This is a genomic window from Natronomonas aquatica, assembly GCF_024449025.1.
Classification (GTDB): domain Archaea; phylum Halobacteriota; class Halobacteria; order Halobacteriales; family Haloarculaceae; genus Natronomonas; species Natronomonas aquatica.
Genome location: NZ_JAHLKM010000022.1, coordinates 1 through 22,104, shown reverse-complemented (window position 1 = coordinate 22,104; position 22,104 = coordinate 1). Strand labels below are relative to the sequence as shown.

The window sequence follows — 22,104 nt, the reverse complement described above, 5'->3', positions numbered from 1 at the left end:
CAGTATGGAGTACACCACGCTCGGTTCGACCGGCATCGAGGTCTCGAAGATCTGTCTCGGCTGTATGAGCTTCGGCGACCCCGAGTGGCGCGAGTGGGTCAAAGGCGAGGAGTACGGCCACGAACTCGTCGATCGGGCGATCGATCTGGGGATCAACTTCTTCGACACCGCGAACATGTACTCCAAAGGCGAAAGCGAGCGTGTCCTCGGGGACGCCCTCGCCGACTACGATCGGGACGCCCAGGTCGTCGCCACGAAGGGATACTTCCAGATCGACGAACAGAACCCAAACAGCGGCGGGCTCTCGCGGAAGGCGCTCGAACAGGAGCTCTCGAACAGCCTCGATCGGCTGGGGATGGAGACTGTCGACCTCTATCAGATACACCGCTGGGACTACGATACCCCGATCGAGACGACGCTGCGAGCGCTCGACGACGCCGTCCGTCGCGGGCAGGCCCGACACGTCGGCGCCTCCTCGATGTGGGCCCACCAGCTGGCCGACGCCCTCCACACGAGCGATCGGTTCGGCCTCGAACGCTTCGCGACCATGCAGAACCACTACAACCTCGTCTACCGGGAGGAAGAGCGAGAGATGTTGCCGCTCTGTGAACGGGAGAACCTCGGCGTCCTCCCCTGGAGCCCGATGGCCCGCGGCTATCTCACGCGCCCACACGAGGAGTTCACCGCGACGACGCGCGGCGAAACGGACGATTACACGCAGGAACACCCCTACCCGGACAACGGCGGCGAGGAGATCAACGAACGCGTCGGCGAACTGGCCGCCGACCACGGCGTCTCGATGGCACAGATCGCCCTCGCGTGGCTGTTACACAAAGACTGGGTGACGGCGCCGATCATCGGCGCCTCGAGGATCGAACATCTGGAGGACGCCGTCGAAGCTCTCGAAATCGATCTCTCCGAGAGCGACATGGCGTACCTGGAGGAGCCCTACGAGCCGGTCCCGGTCTCCGGCCACGAGTGACCGACGGACCGGTCGGTCAGGCCGGATACGTCCCGTCGAGTTGCGTCCGGTCGAGTACGTGTCCCTCCATCGCCGCCCCGAGCGCCTCGGCGTCCGTCTCGGCGGAGAGATCGAGACGCGTGTCCAGCGCGAAGAGCTTGAACCGATAGCGGTGTTCGGTATCGGGCGGGCTCGGTCCCCCGTATCCGACCTCGTCGAAGTCGTTTATGCCTTCGGTCGCCGTTTCGGGCTCCCAGCCTTCGGGGATCGTCGTCGTCTCGGGCGGGATGTTCCAGACGATCCAGTGGTCCCAGACCTTCCCCGCCGGTTCGACCGCGTCGGGATCGTCGACGACCAACGCGAGCGTCTCGGCCCCTTCCGGAACGTTCTCGATCTCGAGCGGCGGGTTCACGTTTTCCGCGTCGTAGCCGTACTTTTCCGGCATCCGCTCGCCGTCGTCGAACGCCGTACTCGTGAGTGTGAGATCGCCCATACCGTGTATTTCCCCACGTGCCGGGTTATCGTTTTCGGAGGTGTCGGTTTCGTCGGAACCGTCCGACTCCGCGTCTTCGGACGCTCCTCCGTCCGTCCCGGAGTCGTTCGACACGTCGGTTTCGGACTGTGATCCGTCGGATCCGCCGGCGTCCTCGTTTCCGGTGTCCGCCCCGGATCCGTCTTCCGCGGAACTCCCGTCGTCGGAGCCGCCATCGACGCAACCGACCGCCAGCGCGCTCGTACCGACGAGAACCGACCGGCGCGTGAGTTCGGATACGTCGGGAGTCATAGCTTTGCCTCCGGCGGCGAATTATTAGATACTTGCGTCGGCAGTACTCGATCGGCCGGTGGGTGATCGGGCGGGACCGGGGGGCCACACGTATCCGGGGCCGTCAGCCATCACCCCACATCGGTATCCGGCTCGGATCCCGTCTCCGAACCGTCGGCCCCCTGCTCGTGATCCTGCCGATCGGGAACGCTCAGTAGCTGTCCCGGTCTGTAACCGTCGGCAACTCCACGGCGAAGACGGTACCGTCGGGATCGTTGTCTTCGACACGAACCTCGCCGTCGTAGTGGCCGACGAGCGTGTCCACGAGATGCAGGCCGAGCCCCGACCCACCGCTGTCGGGACCGATCTCGCCCTGTTCGAATATCTCCGGTTTGCGCTCGTCGGGGATCCCGGGGCCGTTGTCCGCGATCCGAACAAGCACGCTCCCGTGCCCCTCGCGTCCGGTTGCCGAAACGGTGACCTCCGGGACCTCCTTGTCGTTGTGACGGATCGCGTTGGTCAGCAGGTTCCGGAACACCGACGCCAGCATGTCGTCGGCACGCACGTCGACGGCCGGGAGCGAGCCGTCGACCCCGATCGATGCGGAGCCGTAGTTCGATCGAACGTTCTCGATCTCCTCTTCGAGGACAGGGCGCAGTCGAACGGGGTGGCAATCCACGTCGGATTGGAGCATCACCTCCATCACCTCCCGGGTGGTCGTAGTGATACTGATCGCGTCACTGACCGCCTCGGTGATCTGTTCGATTTCTTTCCGGTCATCCGCTCCGATCTCGGTCCGCAACATCTCCGCGTAGCCCCCCACGAGTTGGAGTTTGTTCCGGATATCGTGGCGCACGATCTGATTGAGGACCTCGAGGTTGTCGCGCTGTTCTTCGAGCTCCTGTTCGTACTCCTTGAGGTCTGTAATGTCGGTCTGGACACCGAGCATTCGGGTCGGTTCGCCGTCGTCGTACTCGACGATACCGCGGCTCTGAAGCCACCGCTTTCCTCCGCTCGACAACCGTATTCGGAAATCCGCCCGGAACTGTTTGTCGTTTACCATCGCACGTTCGATCCGGCGTTCGACCGACGGGAGGTCCTCGGCGAGAACGTGATCCGCAAACGCCTCGAAGGAACCGGGGAACGCTCCGGCGTCGTAGCCGTACAGCCGCTCCGAGGCTTCGTCCCAGAGCAGTTCATCGGTGTCGAGGTCCCACTCCCAGACCCCGGTATCGGTTTCCTCGAGCGCGAGTTGGAGCCGTGTGTTGAGTTCCTCGAGTCGCTTCTTCGAGTCGCGTAGCTCCTCCATACGCTCCAGGTTAGCACCCAGTTCGTTGGTCCGGTCGATGAGTTCCAGGAGTTCCTCCTCGATGATATAGAGATCGCTGTCGATCGATGCTCGGACGCCGAAGCGCCCCTCCTGATACGCCTGAAGCGTTTCAGCGAGTTCGCCGACCAGCTGATCGATCTCGACGTTTCGCCGTTCGGACGCCAGTTCGGGTTGGGTGAATTCGATTACACCGACGAGTTCGCCATCGCGGTAGATCGCCGTGGCGAGGAACCAAACGCCCGCCCCGGAGACATCGACCGTGCTGTAGTCCTCGAAAACCGGCGCATCGCCCCCGACCAGCAACGAGTAATCGTCCTCGGCGATCCGAACCGTGTCGTATCGTTCGTGGGCATCGTGGGGGTGTGTCAGCACCTTCTCGGCGAGGACGGTCGATCGGCCGCTCTCGTAGAGCTCTTCGCCGATCTCCCCGTCCCGGTTGGCCACCTGCTCGCGGTCGACGCCGACCAAATCTTCCTGTGCCTCGTTCCAGACGAGGATCTCGCCGTTGTGGTCGAGGACTATGGTCGGGATGCTGATCGTCCGAAACAGTGTCTGGAAGTCGATCCCGGCTGGAACACGGCCCCCATCGGCGAGTACCCGGGAACGCGTCCCTGCTGAATCGACCATGGTCTATACTGATGTTTCAGTAGGCGTACTAAAAAGCACCGTCAGGGGTATGCAACTGAGAACCGAATACTACCGACTGTCGTAGCAGTAAGTGGACTGCCTCCCGGTGTTGCTGTAACCGGTATCGCGGGTCCGGCCCGGGAACCAACGGGGGTCGATACGTCGCATCGCATCGATTCCGGATGCACCCGGCGTAGCCGACGGATAGCCGACGACCTCAGTCCCCGCCCCGGAACCCGGCTGTCGCCGCCTGAACAGTCTCGTATTCGGCGTCGCTGTAGGCGATAAACCGGACGTCGGAAAGCGACGCGGGTTCATAATCCGCGATCGTCTCGCCGATGATCCGGGCACCCACCTCGAGGTCGAACCCCGCGACGCCACAGCCGAGCGCCGGGATCACAAGCGAGTGACAACCGCGCTCGTCGGCAGCCGCGAGGGCGTTTTCGGTCGCCGACCGGATGCTCTCTTGGGTCGCCTGCCCGTCGCCGTAATGGGGCATCGCCGCGGCGTGGATCACGTACTCGGCGTCGAGGTCGTAGGCGTCGGTGACCGCGACCGCGCCGAGATCGATCGGCCCCTTCGAGACGGCCGCCTCGTTGAGTTCGGGGCCGGCGCCCCGGCGAAGCGCGCCGGCGACGCCCGATCCCATCTGCAGGCTGGTGCCCGCGGCGTTGACGAGGGCGTCGGCGGACTGTTCGGCGATGTCGCCCTGAACGACGCTGAACTCCATATCGGGGCGATCGGCCGCAGGAATTATAAAGGGTAGGCGGCGCTCCGGCGGCCAGTTCCGGGACCGACAACCCGAACCCCGGTCCGCTCGAAGCGTCACGTATGCGGCACCTCCTGTCCATGCGGTGGCGTGATCTCCTCTTTGCTCACTGGCGTGTCGACCCCGGGCGGATCGGGCCGGAACTGCCCGATCGACTCTCCGTCGATACCTACGACGGCGACGCGTACCTCGGCGTCGTCCCCTTCGAGATGGCCGACATCCGACCGCGGGGATCGCCGGTCGGCCTCGCGTTCGGCGAACTCAACCTCCGGACGTACGTCACCGCCGACGGCGCACCCGGCGTCTATTTTTTCAACCTCGACGCCGACGACCGGTTCGGCGTCCGCATCGCCCGGTCGCTGTTCCGCCTGCCGTACTACCGGGCCTCGATGCGGATCGAAACACAGGGGGAGGGGACGGACCGGACGGTCTCGTTTCGGAGCCGACGCCGAACGCCGGACGCGCCGCCGGCACGGTTCCGGGCCCGGTACGGACCGGATGGAGGCTTCCGCGAACCCGCTTCGGGTTCGATCGAGGCGTTTCTCACCGAGCGATACCGGTTTTATACTGCCGACGACAGCGGACGGGTCTACTACGGCGATATCGATCACGATCCGTGGCGGCTCGCACCGGCGTGGGCGGAGGTCGAAGCGAACGACCTCTTTCGAGCCAACGACTTCGACCGGCCGGACGGCGAACCGATCCGGCACTTCGCGGCCCCGATCGACGTGACCGCCGACCGGATCCGTCGGTTCGAGCGATAGGGCTCGTCCCGACGGCGGTGGGTCGATGCCACGCTTACCGGGCCCGATGACACGGCCAACTATATACGTCGCGCCCGCAGGGTGCATCAATGGACGAGACGGACGGCAACCGGAGGGGCGAGTGCCCGTTCGGTGACGATCTCGCGCCGGCGGTACAGCGGATCGATGAGGCCGAACGAACGGACGCGTCGGTCCCGGACATCGACGAGCTGGTCGGACCGCCACAGACGCTCGAATCCGAGATACAGGGCGTGTGGGCGCTCCAGGCGGCAGTATCGGCGGCGATCCTCGGCGTCATCGCCGCCGTCGCCTTCTCGGTACTTTCGGTCGGCGGCCCGTGGATCGGCGGCGCCGTGTTCGCCGTCGGGGTCGTCATCGGGATCGTGCTGTCGGTTCTCAGGTACCGTATCTGGACGTATCAGGTCCGGGAAGACTCGCTGTATCTCCGGCGCGGGGTCGTTACCCGTGTCGAGACGGTCGCTCCCTACGTTCGGATCCAGCACGTCGACACCCGGCGGGGACCGATCGAACGCGTCTTCGGGCTCGCGACGACCGTCGTCTACACCGCCGGCTCCCGGGGCGCGGACGTAGCGATTCCGGGACTGACACCCGAACGGGCCGCCGACCTGCAGACCCGGCTGAAACAGCTCGCGATCGCCGCCGAGGGCGACGACGCAGTCTGATGAAACTCGATCCCCTCTCTGTTCCGGTCCGCGCGGGCGAGTCGGTCGTCAGGCTCGCGTGGGTGCTCGTCGTCTTTCTGATCGGGTCGCCGGCGGTCGGCGGCGGCGTCTCCGGAGCCGCCGTTCTCGTCGCCGGGTGGTTCCTCGTCGCGATCGCCTACCAGTCCGTCTACTATCAGCGCTTCGAGTACGAACTCACCGACGACACGCTGGATATCGTCTCCGGGGTCGTCTCCCGGCGGAACCGGGAGATCCCGCTCGGACGGATCCAGAACGTCGATATCAGCCGGAACGTCCTCCAGCGCGCTGTCGGGATCGCCCAGATCAACCTCGAAACCGCCGGCGGCTCCTCGACGGAGGCGTCGCTCCGGTACGTCAGCCACGAGGAAGCGAAACGCCTCCAGTCCGAGCTGGGACGGCGGAAGCGTGTGGGCAGTTCGGACGGGGCGCGCGAGGAAGCACCCGAACGGGAGCTTTTCAGCGTCACGTCGAAGGAACTCGTGTTGCTCGGGGTCGTCGGAATCGACCTCCGGCTGTTGTCGGTCGTCACGGTGCTTTTGCCGGTCGTCGCACCGTCGTTACGCGAGCGGTTCGCCGACCCGCTCGTCGGTCTGGCCGTGACCGCGCCGCTTGCGGCCGTCGGGATCGTCGCCGTGACGGCGGTGATAAGCGGCGTTCTCGCGGTCGCGAACTACTACGGGTTCCGGCTGAGCAGACGCGAGGAGGAACTCCTCTACGAACGCGGGTTGCTCCAGCGGTACAGCGGCTCGATCCCCCTCGAGAAGATCCAGACGCTGACGATCTCGGAGAACGTTATCGCCCGGCGGCTCGGGTACGCCTCCTTGGCCGTCGAGACCGCCGGGTACGCCCCGGGCGAGGCCGGCTCGCAGTCGGCCGTTCCGCTCGCGGACCGCGATCGGGTGTTCGATCTCGCCCGATCCGTCGAGAGTTTCGAGGAGACCGAGTTCGAACGTCCGCCCAAGCGCGCCCGGGAACGGTATTTGATCAGATACAGCCTCCTTGCGCTGCTCGTCGTCGGGGGTGCCTTCGCCGCGGACGCCTACACGAGGCTGACGTTCGCGTGGTATCTCACGGTCGCGCTGTTCCCGCTTGCGGCCGTCGCGGCACACCTCAAGTGGGCGAACCTCGGATACGACGTCGGATCCGAGTACATCGTTCTCCGGGAGGGCTTTTGGACCCGAACAATCACCGTCGTCCCGTATTACCGGGTCCAGACGGTTCTCGACTCCCGGACAGTGTTCCAGCGGCGACGGCGGCTGGCGACGCTCGTCGTCGACACCGCCGGGACGAGCGGCCTGACGAACCGCCAGCCACGGGCGCTGGATATCGACGATGGCCACGCCGAGGAACTCAGAGAGCTGGTCGCCGACCGCCTCCAGGAGATGGTCCGACGCCGTCGGAGCCACCGTCGCCGCGAGCGCCTCCGATCGATCGATGCCGAACTGCCCGACGAACCGCCGAACCCGGCCACATAGTCGTCGATGGACGGCCATTTTTGAGCGTGGCGGCCCACGGGCCGGTATGGCACGGGAAGTCAGACACGACGAGAACGGCCCGGCGGTCTTCGAGGAATCGGATCTCGGCGACGACGGACAGCTCTACGTCTGTCGCTGTGGGCTGTCCTCCGAGGGGGCGCTCTGTGACGGTTCGCACAACGCGACGGCCGACGAGGCCCAGGGCACAGTGTACAAATACGAAGACGACGACCCGGACGGCGACCGGCGGCCGATCGACGGCGTCGAGTTCGGCGACGAGTAGGCCGGAAGGGCGTCCGAACCGGCCCGCTTTTATAGATATCCTTCTTCGAGCAGCAGTTCGCCGTTCAGCACGCTCGCGCCGGCGGCGCCACGCATCGTGTTGTGGGCCAGACAGTTGAACTGGACCCCGTGAGTCGTCGCCTCGATACCGCCCGCCGAGACCGCCATCCCGTCGCCGAGCATCCGGTCCAGACGGGGCTGGGGACGGTCCGGTTCCTCGAAGACTTCGATGAGCCGATCGGGCGAGGAGTGAAGGTCGACGCCCGGGTACGACTCGAAGGCCTCGGCGACTGCCTCGATCGAGGGATCGGCCTCCAGATCAGCCCAGACGTTCTCGAGGTGACCGTCGAGGGTCGGCACGCGGTTGCAGGAGGCCGATACGTCGGCGTCGTGCAGCGTGACCTCGGCCCCGTCGAAGGAGCCGAGCAGTTTCCGCGATTCGGTCTCCATCTTCGTCGCCTCGCCGCCGATGTGGGGGATGACGTTGTCGATGATCTCCATCGACGTGACACCGGAGTAGCCCGCTCCCGAGACGGCCTGCAGTGTCGAGACGTCGACGCGTTCGAGGCCGAACTGATCGAGCGCCGCAAGCGTCGGAACCATCGTGATCGTCGAGCAGTTGGGGTTTTTGATCAGCGCACCGTCCCAGCCGCGTTCGTCCCGCTGGACCTCGAGCAACCCGAGGTGGTCGGCGTTGACCTCCGGGATCGTCAGCGGGATGTCCTCGTCCATCCGGCCGTTCGAGGAGTTCGAGGAGACGACGTAGCCGGCCTCGACGAACTCGGGTTCGACCGCCGCCCCGACGTCCGAGGGGAGAGACGAAAACAGCAACTCGACGTCGTCGGGAACGTCTTCGGGATCGGTCCCGACGACGGTGAGATCGGCGATATCGTCCGGGATCGGCGTGTCGACGCGCCACTTTGCGGCGTCCCGGTAGGTCCGCCCCGCGCTCGATTCCGAGGCGGTGAGTGCGGCGATCTCGAACTCCGGGTGCGGTACGAGCAGCTGGATGAGCCGTTGGCCGACGGCGCCGGTCGCGCCGAGGACACCTACGCGGGTAGACATTATTGGGGGTACGGCGAGCCACAGGAAAACGGTTGTGGAACTCGGACGGGCGGTTTCGGTTCCGAAACGGACACCTGTAAAACAGCCGAAGCCTCGTTGGGTTCGGTAACGGGACGACCGCCTACGCCGCTTCCTGGGGGACGCTGTTCTTGCGGGTGACGTATCCGGCGATCCGGTTGCGAACGCCCTTCGACTCGACGTTCGTCAGTTCCTCGACGAGTTCCTTGTTGTGTTCGAAGTCGTCACCGAACGCCTTGGGGTATCGCTCCATGAGCAGCGTCGCGGTCTTCTTGACGTAGGCGGGTTTGATGGCCATTAGTAACCGTCTCTACTGCTGTGGTATTAAAAAAAGATTCGACTCGGGCTTCCGGGCTCGGCGCGTCGCCGGACGTGAGATCCGCGAGGATCAGAGTTCCTCGAGGATCTCGACGTCGCCAGCCTCGTTGACGGCGATGACGAACTCCGCCTCACAGTCTTCGATCTCCGTTCCGGGGGTCGTCCTCGCACGCTCGCTTTGCTTTATTTCGGCGACCGGATCGTCGCCTTCGATGAGGCCACACTTGACTCCCACCGTGTCCGGATCGATCGAGAGGACGATGATCGTCCTGTCGTCTCTCAGCTCGATCTCGGCGTTCGGGGGACGGACGAGTTCGTTTTCCATCGTCTCGTTGACCGTCTTCTCGGCCTCCTCGCTCGCCCGGTCAGTCGTCCCGTCCGAGACCTCCTCGACGTCTGCACACCCGGCCGCCGCGACGGTCCCCAGCAGGGCGATCGCCCCTCGAACCGCCTCGCGTCGTTGCATACCGGTGCGTTGTGAAAACGTCCTGAAATACGCCCGGCCCGAATCGGCTGTCGTAAGACGGCAGACAGGAGCGCGATCGGAGGATCGCACCCGCCCCGCAAAACAGTTATTATCCCCCGATAACGTAGGTGACAATCAGGGCATGAGTACGGATGACGACGGGAAACCGTACCCACAGTCGGTGCGACACCGACAGATTCTGGACGTCGCCGCGGAGCATCCCGACACGTCGATCGACGAACTCGCCACGATGGTACCCAGCGCGACGACCGAACTGGTCGAGCGTGTCCTCGAGGAACACGGGGACCCCGCCGCGGACGACGATCAGTCGACGACAGCGACCGAATCGGACCCAGAAACGACCGAACAAGTCGACGACCCGGAGGCTGGATCGACGGCCGATACGACGCCTTCGAGCGGACCGACAGAGACCGACGAGTCCGGAGCGACGCCGACCGACGCGGACGGTGACCTCGACGCCGATACCGACGCCGAGGCTGGACCGGAGGTATCCGTCTCGCCGGACGACCTCTCCGAAAAGCAGCGGGACGTTCTGGACGCCATCGCGGAGCGCCCTGAAGCGACCCAACGGGAGATCGGAGACCGGCTGGGCGTCTCCGCGACGACCGTGGGCAACCGGGCGAACAGTATCGAGGGCTTCGAGTGGAGCGAACGCCGACAGTTCGTCGAAGTGCTCCTCGGGGAGCCGGCCTCCGCCGTCGCGTCGGCGGACGGCAGTTCCGATACTGCGGCGGACGCGACTGAGACGACCCCGGCAAACGCCGAAGAGTCATCCACGAAGGGAGAAGACACGGACACGCCAGGAGATCTGGAAGCGAAACTGGAAGCCCTCGATGAGCGCGTCGCGGAACTGGAGGCGGCCACCGAGAGGACGGCCGAAAGACCCGAGACGGTGTTCGAGGACCCGGAACTCGTCCACCGGATCGTCCACGCCTGCCTGAACTCGGAGGCGATCTCCGAGGCGGAGGAACTCCGGATCCTGAAGGAACTGCTGGGGTGAGCCGCCACCAGTCTCTATCCCTCACGGGCTCCGGTTATCGTCCGACGGCGGTGTATCCACCCTGCAACGTTATTGGGTATCCGTGCTACCCCCCGGCATGGATCTACACGTGGATCACGTAACGGTCGCCGGAACCGACCTCGATCGGCTCACTGACGCGTTCACCGAAGCCGGGCTCGAGGTCGCGTACGGCGGCCACCATTCGAACGACATCACTCACATGTCGCTTGTCGGCTTTCCGGACGGCAGCTACATCGAACTCGTCTCGACGATCGAACCCGACATGGACTCCCCGTGGTGGGACGAGCCGATCCACGGCGACGGCGGCCCGTGCGCGTGGGCGATCGCCGTCGAGGACATCGAGGCCACGACTGCGGAGCTCGAACGCCGGGGCGCCGACGTCGAGGGGCCGTCCGCGTACCGACGTGTCCGGGAGGACGGAACGGTCGTCGAGTGGGACCTCACGTTTCTCGGTGTGGGCGAGCCGGGGGCGAGCCTCCCGTTTCTCATCAGCGATCGGACGCCGCGGGAGCGTCGCGTACGGCCCACCGGCGATCCGACGTCGTCGTCGATCGTCGGGGTCGAGACGGTCGTACTCGGCGTTGACGACCTCGAGGCGGCGATCGAGGAGTTCGAGACCGTCTTCGGGCTGTCTGCCCCCACGACCAGGGAACTCACCGACCCCAGCGCCGACGTCGCCGTCTTCCCCGACCAGCCCGTCGCGTTGGCCCGCCCTCGGGGAGAGGGCTGGTTCGCCGACCGTCTCGAAGCGTTCGGGCCGCTTCCGGTCGCGTATCTCCTCGGCCGCGAGCGCGGCACGGAACCCCGGTTCGACGATCGCACCGCCGGATTCCTCGGGGATCGACGAATCGAGTGGCTCCCGGTAACCGAGCCCGTCGGCCACCGATACCTCGGGCTTCTCGAAGTCACCCGGGAGGGGTAACCGGCGATCGGGCGATCCTCTCTGACGGCGTTCCCCCGAACGACTGACGGGGAATTCGTCGGGCGGATCGAGCGTCGTTCGACGACAGCGACGGACGGCATGTGACCCCGTGACGAACCGTCGGTGGATCGGTACCCATATGCGATATTCGATGAAAGTTCGGGCCGTGACCCGCTGGTTTGACGCATCGATGTTCGGAGCGCTTTCGGTGGTGTGGGGGTTGACGTTCCCGGCGATCTCCGTCGGTCTGGAGTTCCTCCCGCCGTTGCTGTTCGCCGCCCTCCGGTACGACGTTGCGGCCGCGGTACTGCTCGGCTATGCGGCGGTCAGGACCGACGAGTGGGTTCCCGCCGGCCGGAACAACCAGTTCGCGATCCTCGGCGGCGGCCTGTTTCTCATCGCGGGCACCGGCTTGCTGTTTATCGGCCAACAGACGGTGCCGAGCGGCATCGCCGGGATCATGCAGGCGCTCATGCCGATCGCCACCGCGGCCTGGGCGCTGTTCTTGCTGGGTGAGCACCTCACCGTGCGCGGGGCGATCGGCGTCGGCATCGGCTTTCTCGGTATCGCTCTGGTGGTACAGCCGGATCCGAACAACCTCCTCGGCGGGGATACGCTCGGCCGTCTCATCATCGTCGGCCAGGTCATCAGCGTGGCGCTCGGCGGCGTTATCATCCAGCGGGTCGTCCCATCGATGGATCGGGTCCCCCTGATCGGGTGGTCGATGCTGCTCGGGGCTATCATCCTGCACGGGCTCAGCCTCGGCGTGGGGGAACTCCCCGGCGGGGGTCTCACGACGCCGGCCGCGATCGGAGCGATCCTCTATCTCGGCGTGTTCGCGACGGCCATCGCGTATTACATTTATTTCTACATCATCGAGGTCCACGGCGCGTTTCAGGCGTCCCTGATCGCGTATCTCGTCCCGGTTGTGGCGACGATCGTCGGCGTGTTCGCCCTCGGCGAGTCGATCAACTGGCTGTCGTATGCCGGCTTCGGGTTCGTCGCCGCCGGGTTCGCGCTCCTGAAACGCAGAGCCCTCGCCGCTGCGATCGGCGATGCGTCGATCCCGGGCCATCGGTAGATAGAAACAGGCCGTCTGTGAGGAGACGTCGCGTTCGATGCTATCGGACTGTCAGTGGTCTCTCCCACTGTATGTAATTTAAAAACGGACAAAGAGCGAATGGGTCGGGGCGGATTTGGAACCGCCGTACAGCAACGCAGATGTCGCCGCACCTGCTATCGGTGTGTAACCCGGCACCCCCTCGTGCCACCGTACTCACTTCTTGCGGTTCGTGTCATGACACGAACTATCCAAATAGCGGATGCAATCGAACGGTATCTCAAAGAACGCAAACCAGATGTCTCCGATTCGACCCTCTACAACCATTCATCTCAACTTAACCAGTTTATCGAGTGGTGTGAGGCCGATGAAGAACGGCCCACGGAAGTCGAAGACATAGATAGTTGGGGCGTCTCACAGTTCAAATTAGACCGGCGTGAAGACCTCTCTGACGCCAGCATATACAATCAGATGTCTGTCCTTCGGACGTTTCTCAAATGGTGTGAGGGCCGAGATCTGATGGAGAACGTCTCCGAGGGTATCGTCATGCCAACTATCGAAGACGGAGCGAGGGATACCCTTCTCAGTAGCGATAAGGGTGCGGAGATCATGCAGTATCTTCGAACCTACGAATACGCCTCCCTGAGACATGTCCTGTTCACTCTGATGTGGACGACAGGTATTAGGGTCGGAACGGCTCGGGGACTGAATGTTGGCGACTACAACAGCGACGAGATGTATATCGATGTCGTTCATCGTCCTGAAGAAGGAACACCGTTGAAGAACAAACGGCCCGCCGAACGTCAAATCGCGCTTCACGAATGGGTTTGCGTCATCATTGACGACTACATCGAAGGCAAGCGGAAAGACATCGTAGATGACTATGATCGCCAACCACTTTTCCCATCATCACAGGGAAGAGCGCACCGGACAACGCTTCGAAAAAAGATCACGACCCTGACTCGGCCTTGTGTGTACACGAATGAGTGTCCACATAACCGAGAGATCGATGATTGCGAAGCGACGAAGTACAATTCTGCTTCTAAGTGTCCGGGATCTGTTTCGCCTCACCCCCTTCGTAGAAGTGCGATTACGAACTTTTTGAATGAGGGTCATTCAAAGGAAGTGATTAGTGAACGGATGGATGTCTCACCGGACGTTCTTGAGAAACATTACGATGCTCGGAGTGAGAGTGAGAAGAGGGAGCTACGGCGCGAGATTCTGGATTTGGACTAAAAGCGGTCGTTGATTTGATTTTATAATCTGTCTTGCAAATGTCCCCCATGCTCAATACCGAACGTAGGGTGTACGAGAGACGAAAATCTCAGAAATAGTCTACCCACTAAATCTCCTATTGTAAGCGCTCACAATGTCGATAGTGAGGCATGTCCAAAACCAGTATTCTTTAAGTTAATTGTTTTGCGCACTATTTTCTGAATTTCCGTCTATTAGCGTCCGTTTAGTCTGTTTTCCGGACATTCTCAACCCAAAGAATTTATACGTGGGTTTCATTCTAAAACGTGATGCCAAGGAGTAGTAACTCAGGCATCGACGGGATAGTTTCCATGACCGTTGTCGCTGTAGTGGTTGTACTGCTGACTGCTTACGTATTTGCGAAGAGTCTTAGTAGCCTCATGATCCGTTTAGGGATTCCTCAAGGCATTGCCGGAGATATTGGTAGTATGGTCTTCGCCGGGTTGTTGCTTGCGCTTGCGTGTGCCAGTTTGATTACAGTCGTGAAGCTATCCACGGAATAGACAGGTGAACAAACAAGGCCGGGACCGCCTTGTAAACTACAACAGGTCCCTCTCAATGCGTTCTGATGTATGACTACACGCAAGAGTCCGATATATTAGTAGAACCAATCCAGCCTCTTCGGGAAGATCAACACAAACACAATTGCCCCCGGAGAATGATCGCCTCGGGATACTCAGCAATAAGAGTGCGGGCAACTAACTCTGTCTGACCTCCGCCCATCCACACCCACACATCTCACAACAGAACTGGAGCTTCGTCACCCTCGTCTCCGTCTTCTCGTAGCGCCAGACATCGCTATCATCTCCACAACGAGGGCAGGACTCGCAAACTCGGCTGGCGACCGACATTGGATTCATCGCCATTCTTGGAACTCTTCATGCAGTCCCTTCGGTGGCGTCTCGTTCTGAAGAAGCTCTGCTGAGTACCGAAGAAACTCAACAAAATCTTTCAGCTTCCCGGCCTGATCCCACGAATCCAGATCCTTCCCATCTAAATACGCCGCCAGATCCAGAACCTCGTCGGCAGTATAGAGTCCAGATTCGCCCCCGAGGGCAATCATCACTCCATGCGTTTCGAGAGCCGCAGTTAGCTCTTGATCCCTTTCTGCGTCATATGCGTACTCCAAGATTTCATTGAAGACGTTTGGATGGGACGGGGCGCTTCGGAACGGTCGATCAACGTTCTCGATCCCGAGCAACCGTTTGCGAACGCGATGGGCCGTTTGGACTTCTCCATCAGCGAGAAGGTCAGCGATGAACTGATACACCCGCTGATTCGGGACAGAACCAGCTTTCGCTGTCTCGGTGTGTTCCGGAGTATTTGTCTCACCAACAACGCTAACGACGTTCCCTCGTTCGTCAACTTCAACCTCCGGGAAATCATCTTCAGAGTGGAACTCACCACCATCTTCGGGATGGTTCTTGCGACCTGCGACCTGTCCGAGATGAATGAGAACACCGTTCTGACCGCTGAAGGGCTGAGAGCAGTAAGGACAGAGCCGAGCAACGTCCTCGGTATCCCGCTTCTCAGGATAGTCCATCTCTACCTCACGTTCACCGACTGTCGTGAGATTATCGAGATCGATCTCTTCAGGTAGCTCATTCTGTGGGCCGTGTCCTCCTCCACTCGACCGTCGAAGGTGGAGATTTATCCCTCTCGCTAAAGGCGTAGCGTCACAGCCCTCGACCGGACAGCGAACGGTTCGCTCGTCGTTTGTATGGTTCGTCATTCGTCCACCTCATAGCACTCGAAGCAGGGAAGTCCGTCACCGTCAGGACCATCACAATGCTCGCTACCGTTCGCACACACGTCCGAGTCGTCAGAGATGGACGCTATACCACCATCGGTCTGGAGCATGTCTGCCGCCGTTGTGGTGGCATCAGAGTCCGACCTCGATAAGGGAGAGTGTGTGAGAAGGCCGTCACGAACGGTAGTCTTGGTATGCCCTCCGAGTTGTGGGTCTACTACTTCAGGATTTACCCACTCCGGAATTGCTCGCTCACCTGTGGCGAAAGCGACTCTACTGAGGTGTTTACACCACTCCCGTCCGTCGTCAGTTGGGAGGTTGTACTCGTAATCTGGACAGGTGCAACGTCCCTCAAGAAGATCAACAAGGTACTCAGAACCGCTTTCTGTGGTTACGGAGTACAGGCTACCCCCGAACGGGAGCGTAGACATATACTCTGTGAGTGCGCGCACGTCGCGTTTCTCAACGTCGATACAGTCTTCCGTGACGGCACGTTCAAGTGCCGCCGAGTATTCGTTTTGCATGGCTTCGGGTCCAATCGAAGCCACCCGCGCTCCCTGCTCCAACAGGGGGCGCATTTCTACGCACGACGGATGACTTCGACACTTGCATGTCTTTCCTCCAATCACTTAGTTCTGTCCTTATTGCGCCAGAACTAACTGTATGCCGCTATTATCGAGATCTAATGACTGATAGTTCCGATTCCGGGAACGGACGCCCGCGCGAATATAGCGAAAATGACGTTCTAACTGCCTTACAGGAATTGGACGATGGGTCCGGGGTTCGAACGGGAGAAGTTGCTGACAGGGTAGGATGCTCCCCACGGACGGCGCTACGGCGTCTCACATCATTGGAGGACAGCGATAAGGCGGAGAGTGTAGCAGTCACGGAACGAATGAAGCTCTGGCATATAGCTGACGAGTGATTTTATCGAAAATAGAAGGGTACGAAACAATATAGAGTAGATGCCAAGCGGGGGGCGACGTTCGTGGCTAAATCTGGTGGTTCGCACCCGGTATGAAACGGAACGTATGGAGGTATGTGCTATAGTAATAATACTTCCAGTTAGAACACCAATCGACCCCCCCACCCGCGTATCTTTAGTAGCCGGTCGCGTACAATACGGGGGTGATTTGGCTGAAATTAGGGGACATATTTACTATTCCAAACATATATACAGCAGCCAGCAGTACGGCCGAATTGGAAGGAAACTCTCGAAGCGAGAATCCCTCTCTGTAGGCAATATAAGCAATTCGGCCACGTCACAATTAAAATTGTGAACAGCCGAATCGCGTCTTACTTCCACCAAATTACACTTGTCATATGAACATCAAAACGCTGGCACCGGCCTCAAGAAAATCGAATGGAGGGAAATATTCAATCACGCATATAGCACTTCATTAGAGTTCAGTACGGGAGATGCGTTACCACGCGGAAGTATCGTTAGTTCAATAAAAACAATCACCACCAATATCGGCGACAATGGTAGCGCCGCGAAAGCCATCAAGAAAGCCGTACAGAATGGCCAGTTGAAGAAGGCAGATGGAAAATACAGCGTCGTGTATGAAGGCGCTGGCACAGGTGAGATCCGAAAATCACTCACCGAGAAGCTCCAAGCGATGATGAAAAACGGTGAGAACGCCGTGATCAAAGCTCCAACTTCTTCTGGAAAAACACACGCCGCAAGCACAAAGCGATGGAGATCGTGTGAAGATACCACCGGTGGTCAGCCAGTTATCTTACTTTCGGGGACAACCGACGCCCGCGACGATGCGTTCTCAAAAAGCGAAAGCTCGTCGGCATCAGCTAAACGTCTCTATGGGCGGGGCGACGCTTGCCCGGTTGCGAGGGGCGATTACGACTCACATAATGACAAAGAAAATGGCTCAATAACCGCACCAGACGGAAGGGAGCCGTCGAAATGGTTCAGAGATATGTGCGATGGCCGGGGGCTTCCACTATCTGTTGCGCACGGTGAATTCAAGCGGCGTTGTGATGGCCAAATGCCATGTTGTGACGAAGATGATTGCCGCTCCTCAACACAATGGGAAGGCATCCCAATTAACGACGATGACGAGGTTAGGTACGATGTTCTGCACGCAACCCACAACTTCGCTCAGGTTCCCCGCCTCGTCGAAGATTGCAACGTCATCATCGATGAACGTCCCGACTTCACTATTGATATGACAAAGATAGAGTTAGAAAAGACTGTCAATAGCTATCTCACAGAGATTGACGCTCCTATTCAACGATGGGAAGATCTGGCTGTGAGAGTAGTCGGGGGTATTGGTACGGACGAAGCTCTCAGCGAGGTCAGAGATACTTTGGAAGCCCCTGATGCTGAGTGGTTTCAGTGTAATAGTGATGCACACGCGCTAACGCCGGGCATAGTCAAAGCTCTCATCTCAGCTGAAGAGCGGAATCACGACCGATGGGTCGGCGAGGTCCGTCACGAGTACCCTGTACTCAATGGTGGATATGATGGACCTAAACATGAAGTGATTATTCGAATCGTTATAGATGACGATTATAGACTGAGATTGATACAATCGATCCCTGATTTCTACGAAGCACGAAGCGTGGTCGGGCTTGACGCGCATCCGACAATGCCGAAATGGAAAGCATATACTACTCCCTCGATTGACTCAGAGCAGATTGTTAGCTCTGAGAATCTACATAGATGGCGTCGAAATCAGCGTGATCTACATATTGTACAGGTCGGAGACAACAAGAATACGTGGACGAACAATGGGTATAATCATAATAAAGTCGGAATTATATGTGATGAACTCTCGCGCAAGTATGGCGACGATTTCAGAACCGGCGTCACAGCGAACACGTTTGAATCGGATCTACACGACCAGTTGTGTGACTCAGGGATTGACTCTCCAGACACGATCCATTTTGGAGCAGAAAAGTCAATCGAAGACTTCAGTTCAGAACGGATCGGGTTGATCGCGGGATGTATCAGTCCGAGTAGCGATCATATCAAAGACTGGCTCGCACTCTTCGACAAAAGTGCCATCCCAAAACGTGAGATTGACGAAGACTATCGGGGACAATCGTGGGTAGGACCAGACGCTGACCTTGCAGAATCAATCCTTGGAGATATTCAGCGCGATGGGGTACTACAGGCCTGCGGGAGGTATGCTCGTTCACCTCAGGATCCCGATGATGAAGCGACGGTATATGTAATGACGAATGTACTTCCGGACGAATATGTTGACGAGAAGATTGACGATGTCATACCGTTCGGTAAGAAACAGAAGCAGATTCTCAGCCACTTGGTTGAGTCCGGTGGGCAAGAAACGGCATCTGAAATTAAAGAAAGGATCCCGATAAGCGTCAGCAAGAACCACATTTATACCACGTTTCGGAAGTTCTCGGATCAGCCATTTCTTAATGTTGAAGAAGAAGCTGGTCCGTATAATGCTCATTTATTCTCCGCCGACTACGCTCCAAGCGGAGTCTTAGATATATAATATTTCAATCATTTGAACTCAGCCCTACTATATACTTGTACCGGTGAGTTCAAACGTTCCAATATTGACGCCAATAAGGCGCAGTAGGGATAGCTGGTGTCTATACCTGCTGAGATCAGAATCTGCTGTGACTCCCCCACTTATCGCTGACGAACATCAGTTTTGATATTGACTTTTCAAACCCGCAGAGAAGCGCGCTATAGGCTTCCCTGTAGCAGATGGTTGAGATTTTCCAGTTCTTCTTCAGCAGATAGATGTTCGTAATCCTCGGACGATTGCTCTTCACTTAGTTCAGGCAATTCTTCGGCGAGCTGTGCTAACTCCTTGGCCTCTGGCTGTGTCGGTGGATCTTGACTATCAGTTGGAACTGAACCATCGCAATGAGAGGAATGGCCATGTTTTGCGGCCTTTGAATCAAACGTTCGACCACACTTTTCGCAAGTTTGAGGCGATGTCGCTTGCTGTGGTTCGTTGGATTCGTGCAGGCTGAGATAATTTGAGATCGATTCGCTGATCTTTGCCAACTTCTGTTTCAGTTGATCACGCTCTTCCCGGAGTTTCTGGTTCTCTGAACGAAGCGATCTGACGAGATTGTTTAGTTCTGCTTTGTCCATACCCTCCAGATCGTCTTCCCAAACCGGCGGGAGTTCATATTCAGGAGGGAGCCAGATCGGGTCATCTCCCTCATTCCACTCAATTCCGAGTTCATCTAAATTATCTCGTGGAACTTTCTGAACATCGCCACGGGGTTCGCCAAAGTGACGTTTGTACTTTGGAAGATTCCCCGGTAGGCTCTTGCATTGCCGCTTATGCTCTTGTTTCTTTTCGTAGAAGTGATTATAGTGGCGAGCAAGCGGAGAACTTTCTGTGTCGTTTTTTGTTGCGGCAGACTGTTCTAATAGTGGCCCAACACATCGGACACCGTCAACGTAGAGCCAGTAGGCTTCGTAAAGATCAATCCTTCCGTCAAAGATTGAGTCATCATCTGACTCGTTCTTATCCGATGGCAGGTCAATATCCATGTATTTTCCTGTCCAGCATTTGATTATGAGCCTCCGTATCGCTCAAAGAAACTCAATCGAAATAAAAGGAGGTCTCGGTACAGTTTATCATAATATCATCTTGCCAATGCGGAGAAAAAGCAGTGCATAACAGATCTACTCAGCGGGTATGATACTTAGAGATCATCTTCAGAGAATATCAATTCAGTACTATGCTCTTCCAGCCACCGGCTGTGGGCTTCATATTCTGGATCATATTCCGCGACGAGTGACCAGAATGAGTCATCGTGGTTCGGCTCTTGGAGGTGGGCGAGTTCGTGGATCACGATATAATCCACTATCTCTTGAGGGGCCATCATCAGCCGCCAATTCAGACTGAGTGTACCGCTTGTCGAGCATGATCCCCACTTGGTCTTCTGATTTCTTATGTGAATCTGTCCGTATTCTACCCCCATGGCTTTCGCATAGTACTCAGCTTGCTTCTCGAACATCTCGCGCGCTTTTCTCCGATAGAGTGTTTCGAGAGCGCGTTTTATCGAGGTTTCCTCAACGTGATGCTGTGCAAGCCGTAAGGTGCCATCATCAACATCTGACGACGACCGGGTTTCAACTATGATTTCACATTCCTCTCCGAGATATGGGAACACAGCTCCTTCCGTGTACTCTCGGTTTGGAATCTGCTCGCGGTAGGTGTCGTATCGTTGTTTCTTTTCGATAACCCATGCCGCGTTCTCCTTGAGCAATTCCGCTGGATGAATCTCCGTAGATTCAGGAACAACAACCGTGACGCCGTGAATATCTACATCAATTCGAGGTTTGGTGGCATCAGAACTACGGCTCAAATCGTACTCAACGGAGTCACCCAACAAATCGACCACACGTTGTTGCGTCTCAGCCATGGTTTTGAATGAGATAATTGCGGATTGTATCTACGAACTCGTCGTTTTCTTGGATGATATGGCCGAGATCGTGTTCTTTCACCAACACGTCAAGCAAGATGCGTTCGATCTCCGCAATTGTCTGTTGGTTGGTCTTCCAGCCATTATCGTTACTTCCCGAACGAGTCGAGAGAATGCTGCCTGAACACCACCAAATAGTCACTTTCTGTATGATTTGACGGTCAGTCTCGGCTGCTACCGCGGCGGAGATCGAGACCGTTCCAATCCACCGCCCCGGACAGACGATCTCACCCAGATTTCGGCGGTCTCTGCCGACAGCTGTCGCTTACCGCCCACCGAACAGGCCGTGGGCTGACCTGTCAGCCCGCGGCCGACGCCTGTGACGCCGGCACGCCAACCCCGTTCGCTTTGATCTTCCACCGCCGGCGTAACTCCTCTTCGAGCTCGTGACGAATCCAGCCACAGAACGTCTTGAACGTGAACTCCTCGGGTAGGTCGCGCCCGCCCCGCTGTGGGCGGGCGACGACCGCCCACCGCAGCACCAGCCACAGGTTCTCCAGCAATGCCGCGACGAGCATGATTGCAAACCGCACGACGGGATCACGCGTCGTCGTGATCCCGCGTGCTTGCCGGAGTAATCGATAGGTCGTTTCGATGCCTGACCGCTTCCGATAGAGGCGTTCGACCTGCTTTGCTGATCGATCAGTCACGCCGCACGCGACGTAGCCTCGGACAACCTCGCCATGCTTGCCTCGATCACCGTTCTGGTAGGAGACAGCGACCGCGAGCGGGAAGCGCAGTTCCCGCTCGCTGTCCTTGTACATGCGATAGGTTGTCATGTACGATTTGTGGGTGTCGAGTTTGTCCTTCATCCGCTCGCCCTTCTTGGGTACGTGAACGACCGTTGCGGCGATGTCACGAGCACGACGGATGACGCGCTCGTTGTAGAATCCGCTGTCGGCAAGCAGGAGGTCGATCTCGAAGGGATAGTTCTCGACGCGGGCGAGCACACGCTCGACCGCGTCAGCCTCGTCTTCGTCGTTGCGGACGTACGTCATCGCTAACGTCACCGGCTTCTCGTTCGAGACGACGTACGCTGTACAGTAGCGGTGGCAGGTGGTCGTCCCGTCTTTAGCAGCCATCGAGCAGAGT

At 59.2% G+C, this 22,104-nt stretch carries 21 protein-coding genes; 10 read left to right on the top strand and 11 right to left on the bottom strand.

Features of this window, described 5'->3' with window-relative positions:
• The first annotated feature begins 4 nt into the window (after window positions 1–4).
• Window positions 5–982 (top strand): aldo/keto reductase, encoded by a 978-nt coding sequence (locus tag KM295_RS12890; protein ID WP_256030366.1) that lies wholly within the window; start codon window positions 5–7, stop codon window positions 980–982.
• A gap of 16 nt (window positions 983–998) precedes the next feature.
• Here the strand turns inward: KM295_RS12890 and KM295_RS17140 are convergent, their stop codons facing one another.
• The 3 genes from KM295_RS17140 to KM295_RS12875 form a co-directional block, all read right to left on the bottom strand.
• Window positions 999–1,454, bottom strand: a complete 456-nt coding sequence (locus KM295_RS17140; protein WP_418904801.1) for a YbhB/YbcL family Raf kinase inhibitor-like protein — start codon at window positions 1,452–1,454, stop codon at window positions 999–1,001.
• A 481-nt stretch (window positions 1,455–1,935) separates the two neighbouring features.
• Entirely contained in the window at window positions 1,936–3,681 is a 1,746-nt protein-coding gene (locus KM295_RS12880; protein ID WP_256030364.1) for an ATP-binding protein, read from the bottom strand.
• Between the two features lie 217 nt (window positions 3,682–3,898).
• Complete coding sequence (locus KM295_RS12875; RefSeq protein ID WP_256030363.1) at window positions 3,899–4,411, bottom strand: macro domain-containing protein; 513 nt, start codon at window positions 4,409–4,411, stop codon at window positions 3,899–3,901.
• A 101-nt stretch (window positions 4,412–4,512) separates the two neighbouring features.
• Here KM295_RS12875 and KM295_RS12870 point away from each other — a divergent pair, with 101 nt between their 5' ends.
• The 4 genes from KM295_RS12870 (at window position 4,513) to KM295_RS12855 (ending at window position 7,676) form a co-directional block, all read left to right on the top strand.
• Entirely contained in the window at window positions 4,513–5,214 is a 702-nt protein-coding gene (locus KM295_RS12870) for a YqjF family protein (RefSeq protein WP_256030362.1), read from the top strand.
• A gap of 89 nt (window positions 5,215–5,303) precedes the next feature.
• The gene (locus KM295_RS12865; RefSeq protein ID WP_256030361.1) at window positions 5,304–5,897 is read left to right on the top strand and encodes a PH domain-containing protein; all 594 of its coding nucleotides are present in this window, start codon (window positions 5,304–5,306) and stop codon (window positions 5,895–5,897) included.
• Window positions 5,897–7,393, top strand: a complete 1,497-nt coding sequence (locus KM295_RS12860; RefSeq protein ID WP_256030360.1) for a PH domain-containing protein — start codon at window positions 5,897–5,899, stop codon at window positions 7,391–7,393. Before KM295_RS12865 ends, KM295_RS12860 begins: the two co-directional genes overlap by 1 nt.
• A gap of 46 nt (window positions 7,394–7,439) precedes the next feature.
• Window positions 7,440–7,676: a CDGSH iron-sulfur domain-containing protein gene (locus KM295_RS12855; RefSeq protein ID WP_256030359.1), complete on the top strand. Its 237-nt coding sequence runs from the start codon at window positions 7,440–7,442 to the stop codon at window positions 7,674–7,676.
• 29 nt (window positions 7,677–7,705) lie between these two features.
• On the opposite strand, the gene asd is transcribed toward KM295_RS12855, so the two are convergent.
• From asd to KM295_RS12840, 3 genes are all read right to left on the bottom strand, one after another.
• A complete protein-coding gene (gene asd, locus KM295_RS12850; protein ID WP_256030358.1) occupies window positions 7,706–8,740 on the bottom strand; it encodes an aspartate-semialdehyde dehydrogenase in 1,035 nt (344 codons plus the stop codon).
• 121 nt (window positions 8,741–8,861) lie between these two features.
• The gene (locus tag KM295_RS12845; protein WP_256030357.1) at window positions 8,862–9,056 is read right to left on the bottom strand and encodes a 30S ribosomal protein S17e; all 195 of its coding nucleotides are present in this window, start codon (window positions 9,054–9,056) and stop codon (window positions 8,862–8,864) included.
• Window positions 9,057–9,146: 90 nt separating this feature from the next.
• Window positions 9,147–9,542: a hypothetical protein gene (locus tag KM295_RS12840; protein WP_256030356.1), complete on the bottom strand. Its 396-nt coding sequence runs from the start codon at window positions 9,540–9,542 to the stop codon at window positions 9,147–9,149.
• Between the two features lie 142 nt (window positions 9,543–9,684).
• Here KM295_RS12840 and KM295_RS12835 point away from each other — a divergent pair, with 142 nt between their 5' ends.
• The 4 genes from KM295_RS12835 to KM295_RS12820 all read left to right on the top strand — a co-directional run bounded on the left by KM295_RS12835 (window position 9,685) and on the right by KM295_RS12820 (window position 13,802).
• Entirely contained in the window at window positions 9,685–10,563 is an 879-nt protein-coding gene (locus KM295_RS12835; protein ID WP_256030355.1) for a winged helix-turn-helix transcriptional regulator, read from the top strand.
• Window positions 10,564–10,660: 97 nt separating this feature from the next.
• Window positions 10,661–11,506 (top strand): VOC family protein, encoded by an 846-nt coding sequence (locus tag KM295_RS12830; RefSeq protein ID WP_256030354.1) that lies wholly within the window; start codon window positions 10,661–10,663, stop codon window positions 11,504–11,506.
• A 166-nt stretch (window positions 11,507–11,672) separates the two neighbouring features.
• A complete protein-coding gene (locus KM295_RS12825) occupies window positions 11,673–12,587 on the top strand; it encodes a DMT family transporter (protein ID WP_256030353.1) in 915 nt (304 codons plus the stop codon).
• A gap of 216 nt (window positions 12,588–12,803) precedes the next feature.
• Window positions 12,804–13,802, top strand: a complete 999-nt coding sequence (locus KM295_RS12820; RefSeq protein WP_256030352.1) for a tyrosine-type recombinase/integrase — start codon at window positions 12,804–12,806, stop codon at window positions 13,800–13,802.
• Between the two features lie 874 nt (window positions 13,803–14,676).
• Here the strand turns inward: KM295_RS12820 and KM295_RS12815 are convergent.
• Both KM295_RS12815 and KM295_RS12810 read right to left on the bottom strand, forming a co-directional pair.
• The gene (locus KM295_RS12815; RefSeq protein ID WP_256030351.1) at window positions 14,677–15,552 is read right to left on the bottom strand and encodes a hypothetical protein; all 876 of its coding nucleotides are present in this window, start codon (window positions 15,550–15,552) and stop codon (window positions 14,677–14,679) included.
• Entirely contained in the window at window positions 15,549–16,094 is a 546-nt protein-coding gene (locus tag KM295_RS12810) for an SWIM zinc finger family protein (protein ID WP_256030350.1), read from the bottom strand. Before KM295_RS12810 ends, KM295_RS12815 begins: the two co-directional genes overlap by 4 nt.
• A gap of 792 nt (window positions 16,095–16,886) precedes the next feature.
• Between KM295_RS12810 and KM295_RS12805 the strand changes: the two genes are divergently transcribed.
• The gene (locus KM295_RS12805; protein ID WP_256030349.1) at window positions 16,887–19,052 is read left to right on the top strand and encodes a hypothetical protein; all 2,166 of its coding nucleotides are present in this window, start codon (window positions 16,887–16,889) and stop codon (window positions 19,050–19,052) included.
• Window positions 19,053–19,249: 197 nt separating this feature from the next.
• Here KM295_RS12805 and KM295_RS12800 read toward each other — a convergent pair whose 3' ends face one another.
• The 3 genes from KM295_RS12800 to KM295_RS12790 all read right to left on the bottom strand — a co-directional run.
• Window positions 19,250–20,074, bottom strand: coding sequence for a hypothetical protein (locus KM295_RS12800; RefSeq protein WP_256030348.1), 825 nt, complete (start codon window positions 20,072–20,074; stop codon window positions 19,250–19,252).
• A gap of 155 nt (window positions 20,075–20,229) precedes the next feature.
• On the bottom strand, window positions 20,230–20,952 hold the full coding sequence (locus KM295_RS12795; RefSeq protein ID WP_256030347.1) for a M48 family metallopeptidase: 723 nt from the start codon (window positions 20,950–20,952) through the stop codon (window positions 20,230–20,232).
• Window positions 20,953–21,311: 359 nt separating this feature from the next.
• Window positions 21,312–22,104: ISH3 family transposase (locus tag KM295_RS12790; RefSeq protein ID WP_256030346.1), on the bottom strand; the 793-nt coding region annotated here is incomplete at its 5' end.

Excerpts from the sequence above, each read along its gene's own strand:
- KM295_RS12835 (WP_256030355.1), top strand. The coding sequence starts at position 9,685 with ATGAGTACGGATGACGACGGGAAACCGTACCCACAGTCGGTGCGACAC.
- KM295_RS12800 (WP_256030348.1), bottom strand. The coding sequence starts at position 20,074 with ATGGATATTGACCTGCCATCGGATAAGAACGAGTCAGATGATGACTCA.
- KM295_RS12875 (WP_256030363.1), bottom strand. The coding sequence starts at position 4,411 with ATGGAGTTCAGCGTCGTTCAGGGCGACATCGCCGAACAGTCCGCCGAC.
- KM295_RS12890 (WP_256030366.1), top strand. The coding sequence starts at position 5 with ATGGAGTACACCACGCTCGGTTCGACCGGCATCGAGGTCTCGAAGATC.
- KM295_RS12795 (WP_256030347.1), bottom strand. The coding sequence starts at position 20,952 with ATGGCTGAGACGCAACAACGTGTGGTCGATTTGTTGGGTGACTCCGTT.
- KM295_RS12865 (WP_256030361.1), top strand. The coding sequence starts at position 5,304 with ATGGACGAGACGGACGGCAACCGGAGGGGCGAGTGCCCGTTCGGTGAC.
- KM295_RS12810 (WP_256030350.1), bottom strand. The coding sequence starts at position 16,094 with ATGCAAAACGAATACTCGGCGGCACTTGAACGTGCCGTCACGGAAGAC.
- KM295_RS12845 (WP_256030357.1), bottom strand. The coding sequence starts at position 9,056 with ATGGCCATCAAACCCGCCTACGTCAAGAAGACCGCGACGCTGCTCATG.
- KM295_RS12820 (WP_256030352.1), top strand. The coding sequence starts at position 12,804 with ATGACACGAACTATCCAAATAGCGGATGCAATCGAACGGTATCTCAAA.
- KM295_RS17140 (WP_418904801.1), bottom strand. The coding sequence starts at position 1,454 with ATGGGCGATCTCACACTCACGAGTACGGCGTTCGACGACGGCGAGCGG.
- KM295_RS12880 (WP_256030364.1), bottom strand. The coding sequence starts at position 3,681 with ATGGTCGATTCAGCAGGGACGCGTTCCCGGGTACTCGCCGATGGGGGC.
- KM295_RS12830 (WP_256030354.1), top strand. The coding sequence starts at position 10,661 with ATGGATCTACACGTGGATCACGTAACGGTCGCCGGAACCGACCTCGAT.
- KM295_RS12870 (WP_256030362.1), top strand. The coding sequence starts at position 4,513 with ATGCGGCACCTCCTGTCCATGCGGTGGCGTGATCTCCTCTTTGCTCAC.
- asd (WP_256030358.1), bottom strand. The coding sequence starts at position 8,740 with ATGTCTACCCGCGTAGGTGTCCTCGGCGCGACCGGCGCCGTCGGCCAA.
- KM295_RS12840 (WP_256030356.1), bottom strand. The coding sequence starts at position 9,542 with ATGCAACGACGCGAGGCGGTTCGAGGGGCGATCGCCCTGCTGGGGACC.
- KM295_RS12815 (WP_256030351.1), bottom strand. The coding sequence starts at position 15,552 with ATGACGAACCATACAAACGACGAGCGAACCGTTCGCTGTCCGGTCGAG.
- KM295_RS12855 (WP_256030359.1), top strand. The coding sequence starts at position 7,440 with ATGGCACGGGAAGTCAGACACGACGAGAACGGCCCGGCGGTCTTCGAG.
- KM295_RS12860 (WP_256030360.1), top strand. The coding sequence starts at position 5,897 with ATGAAACTCGATCCCCTCTCTGTTCCGGTCCGCGCGGGCGAGTCGGTC.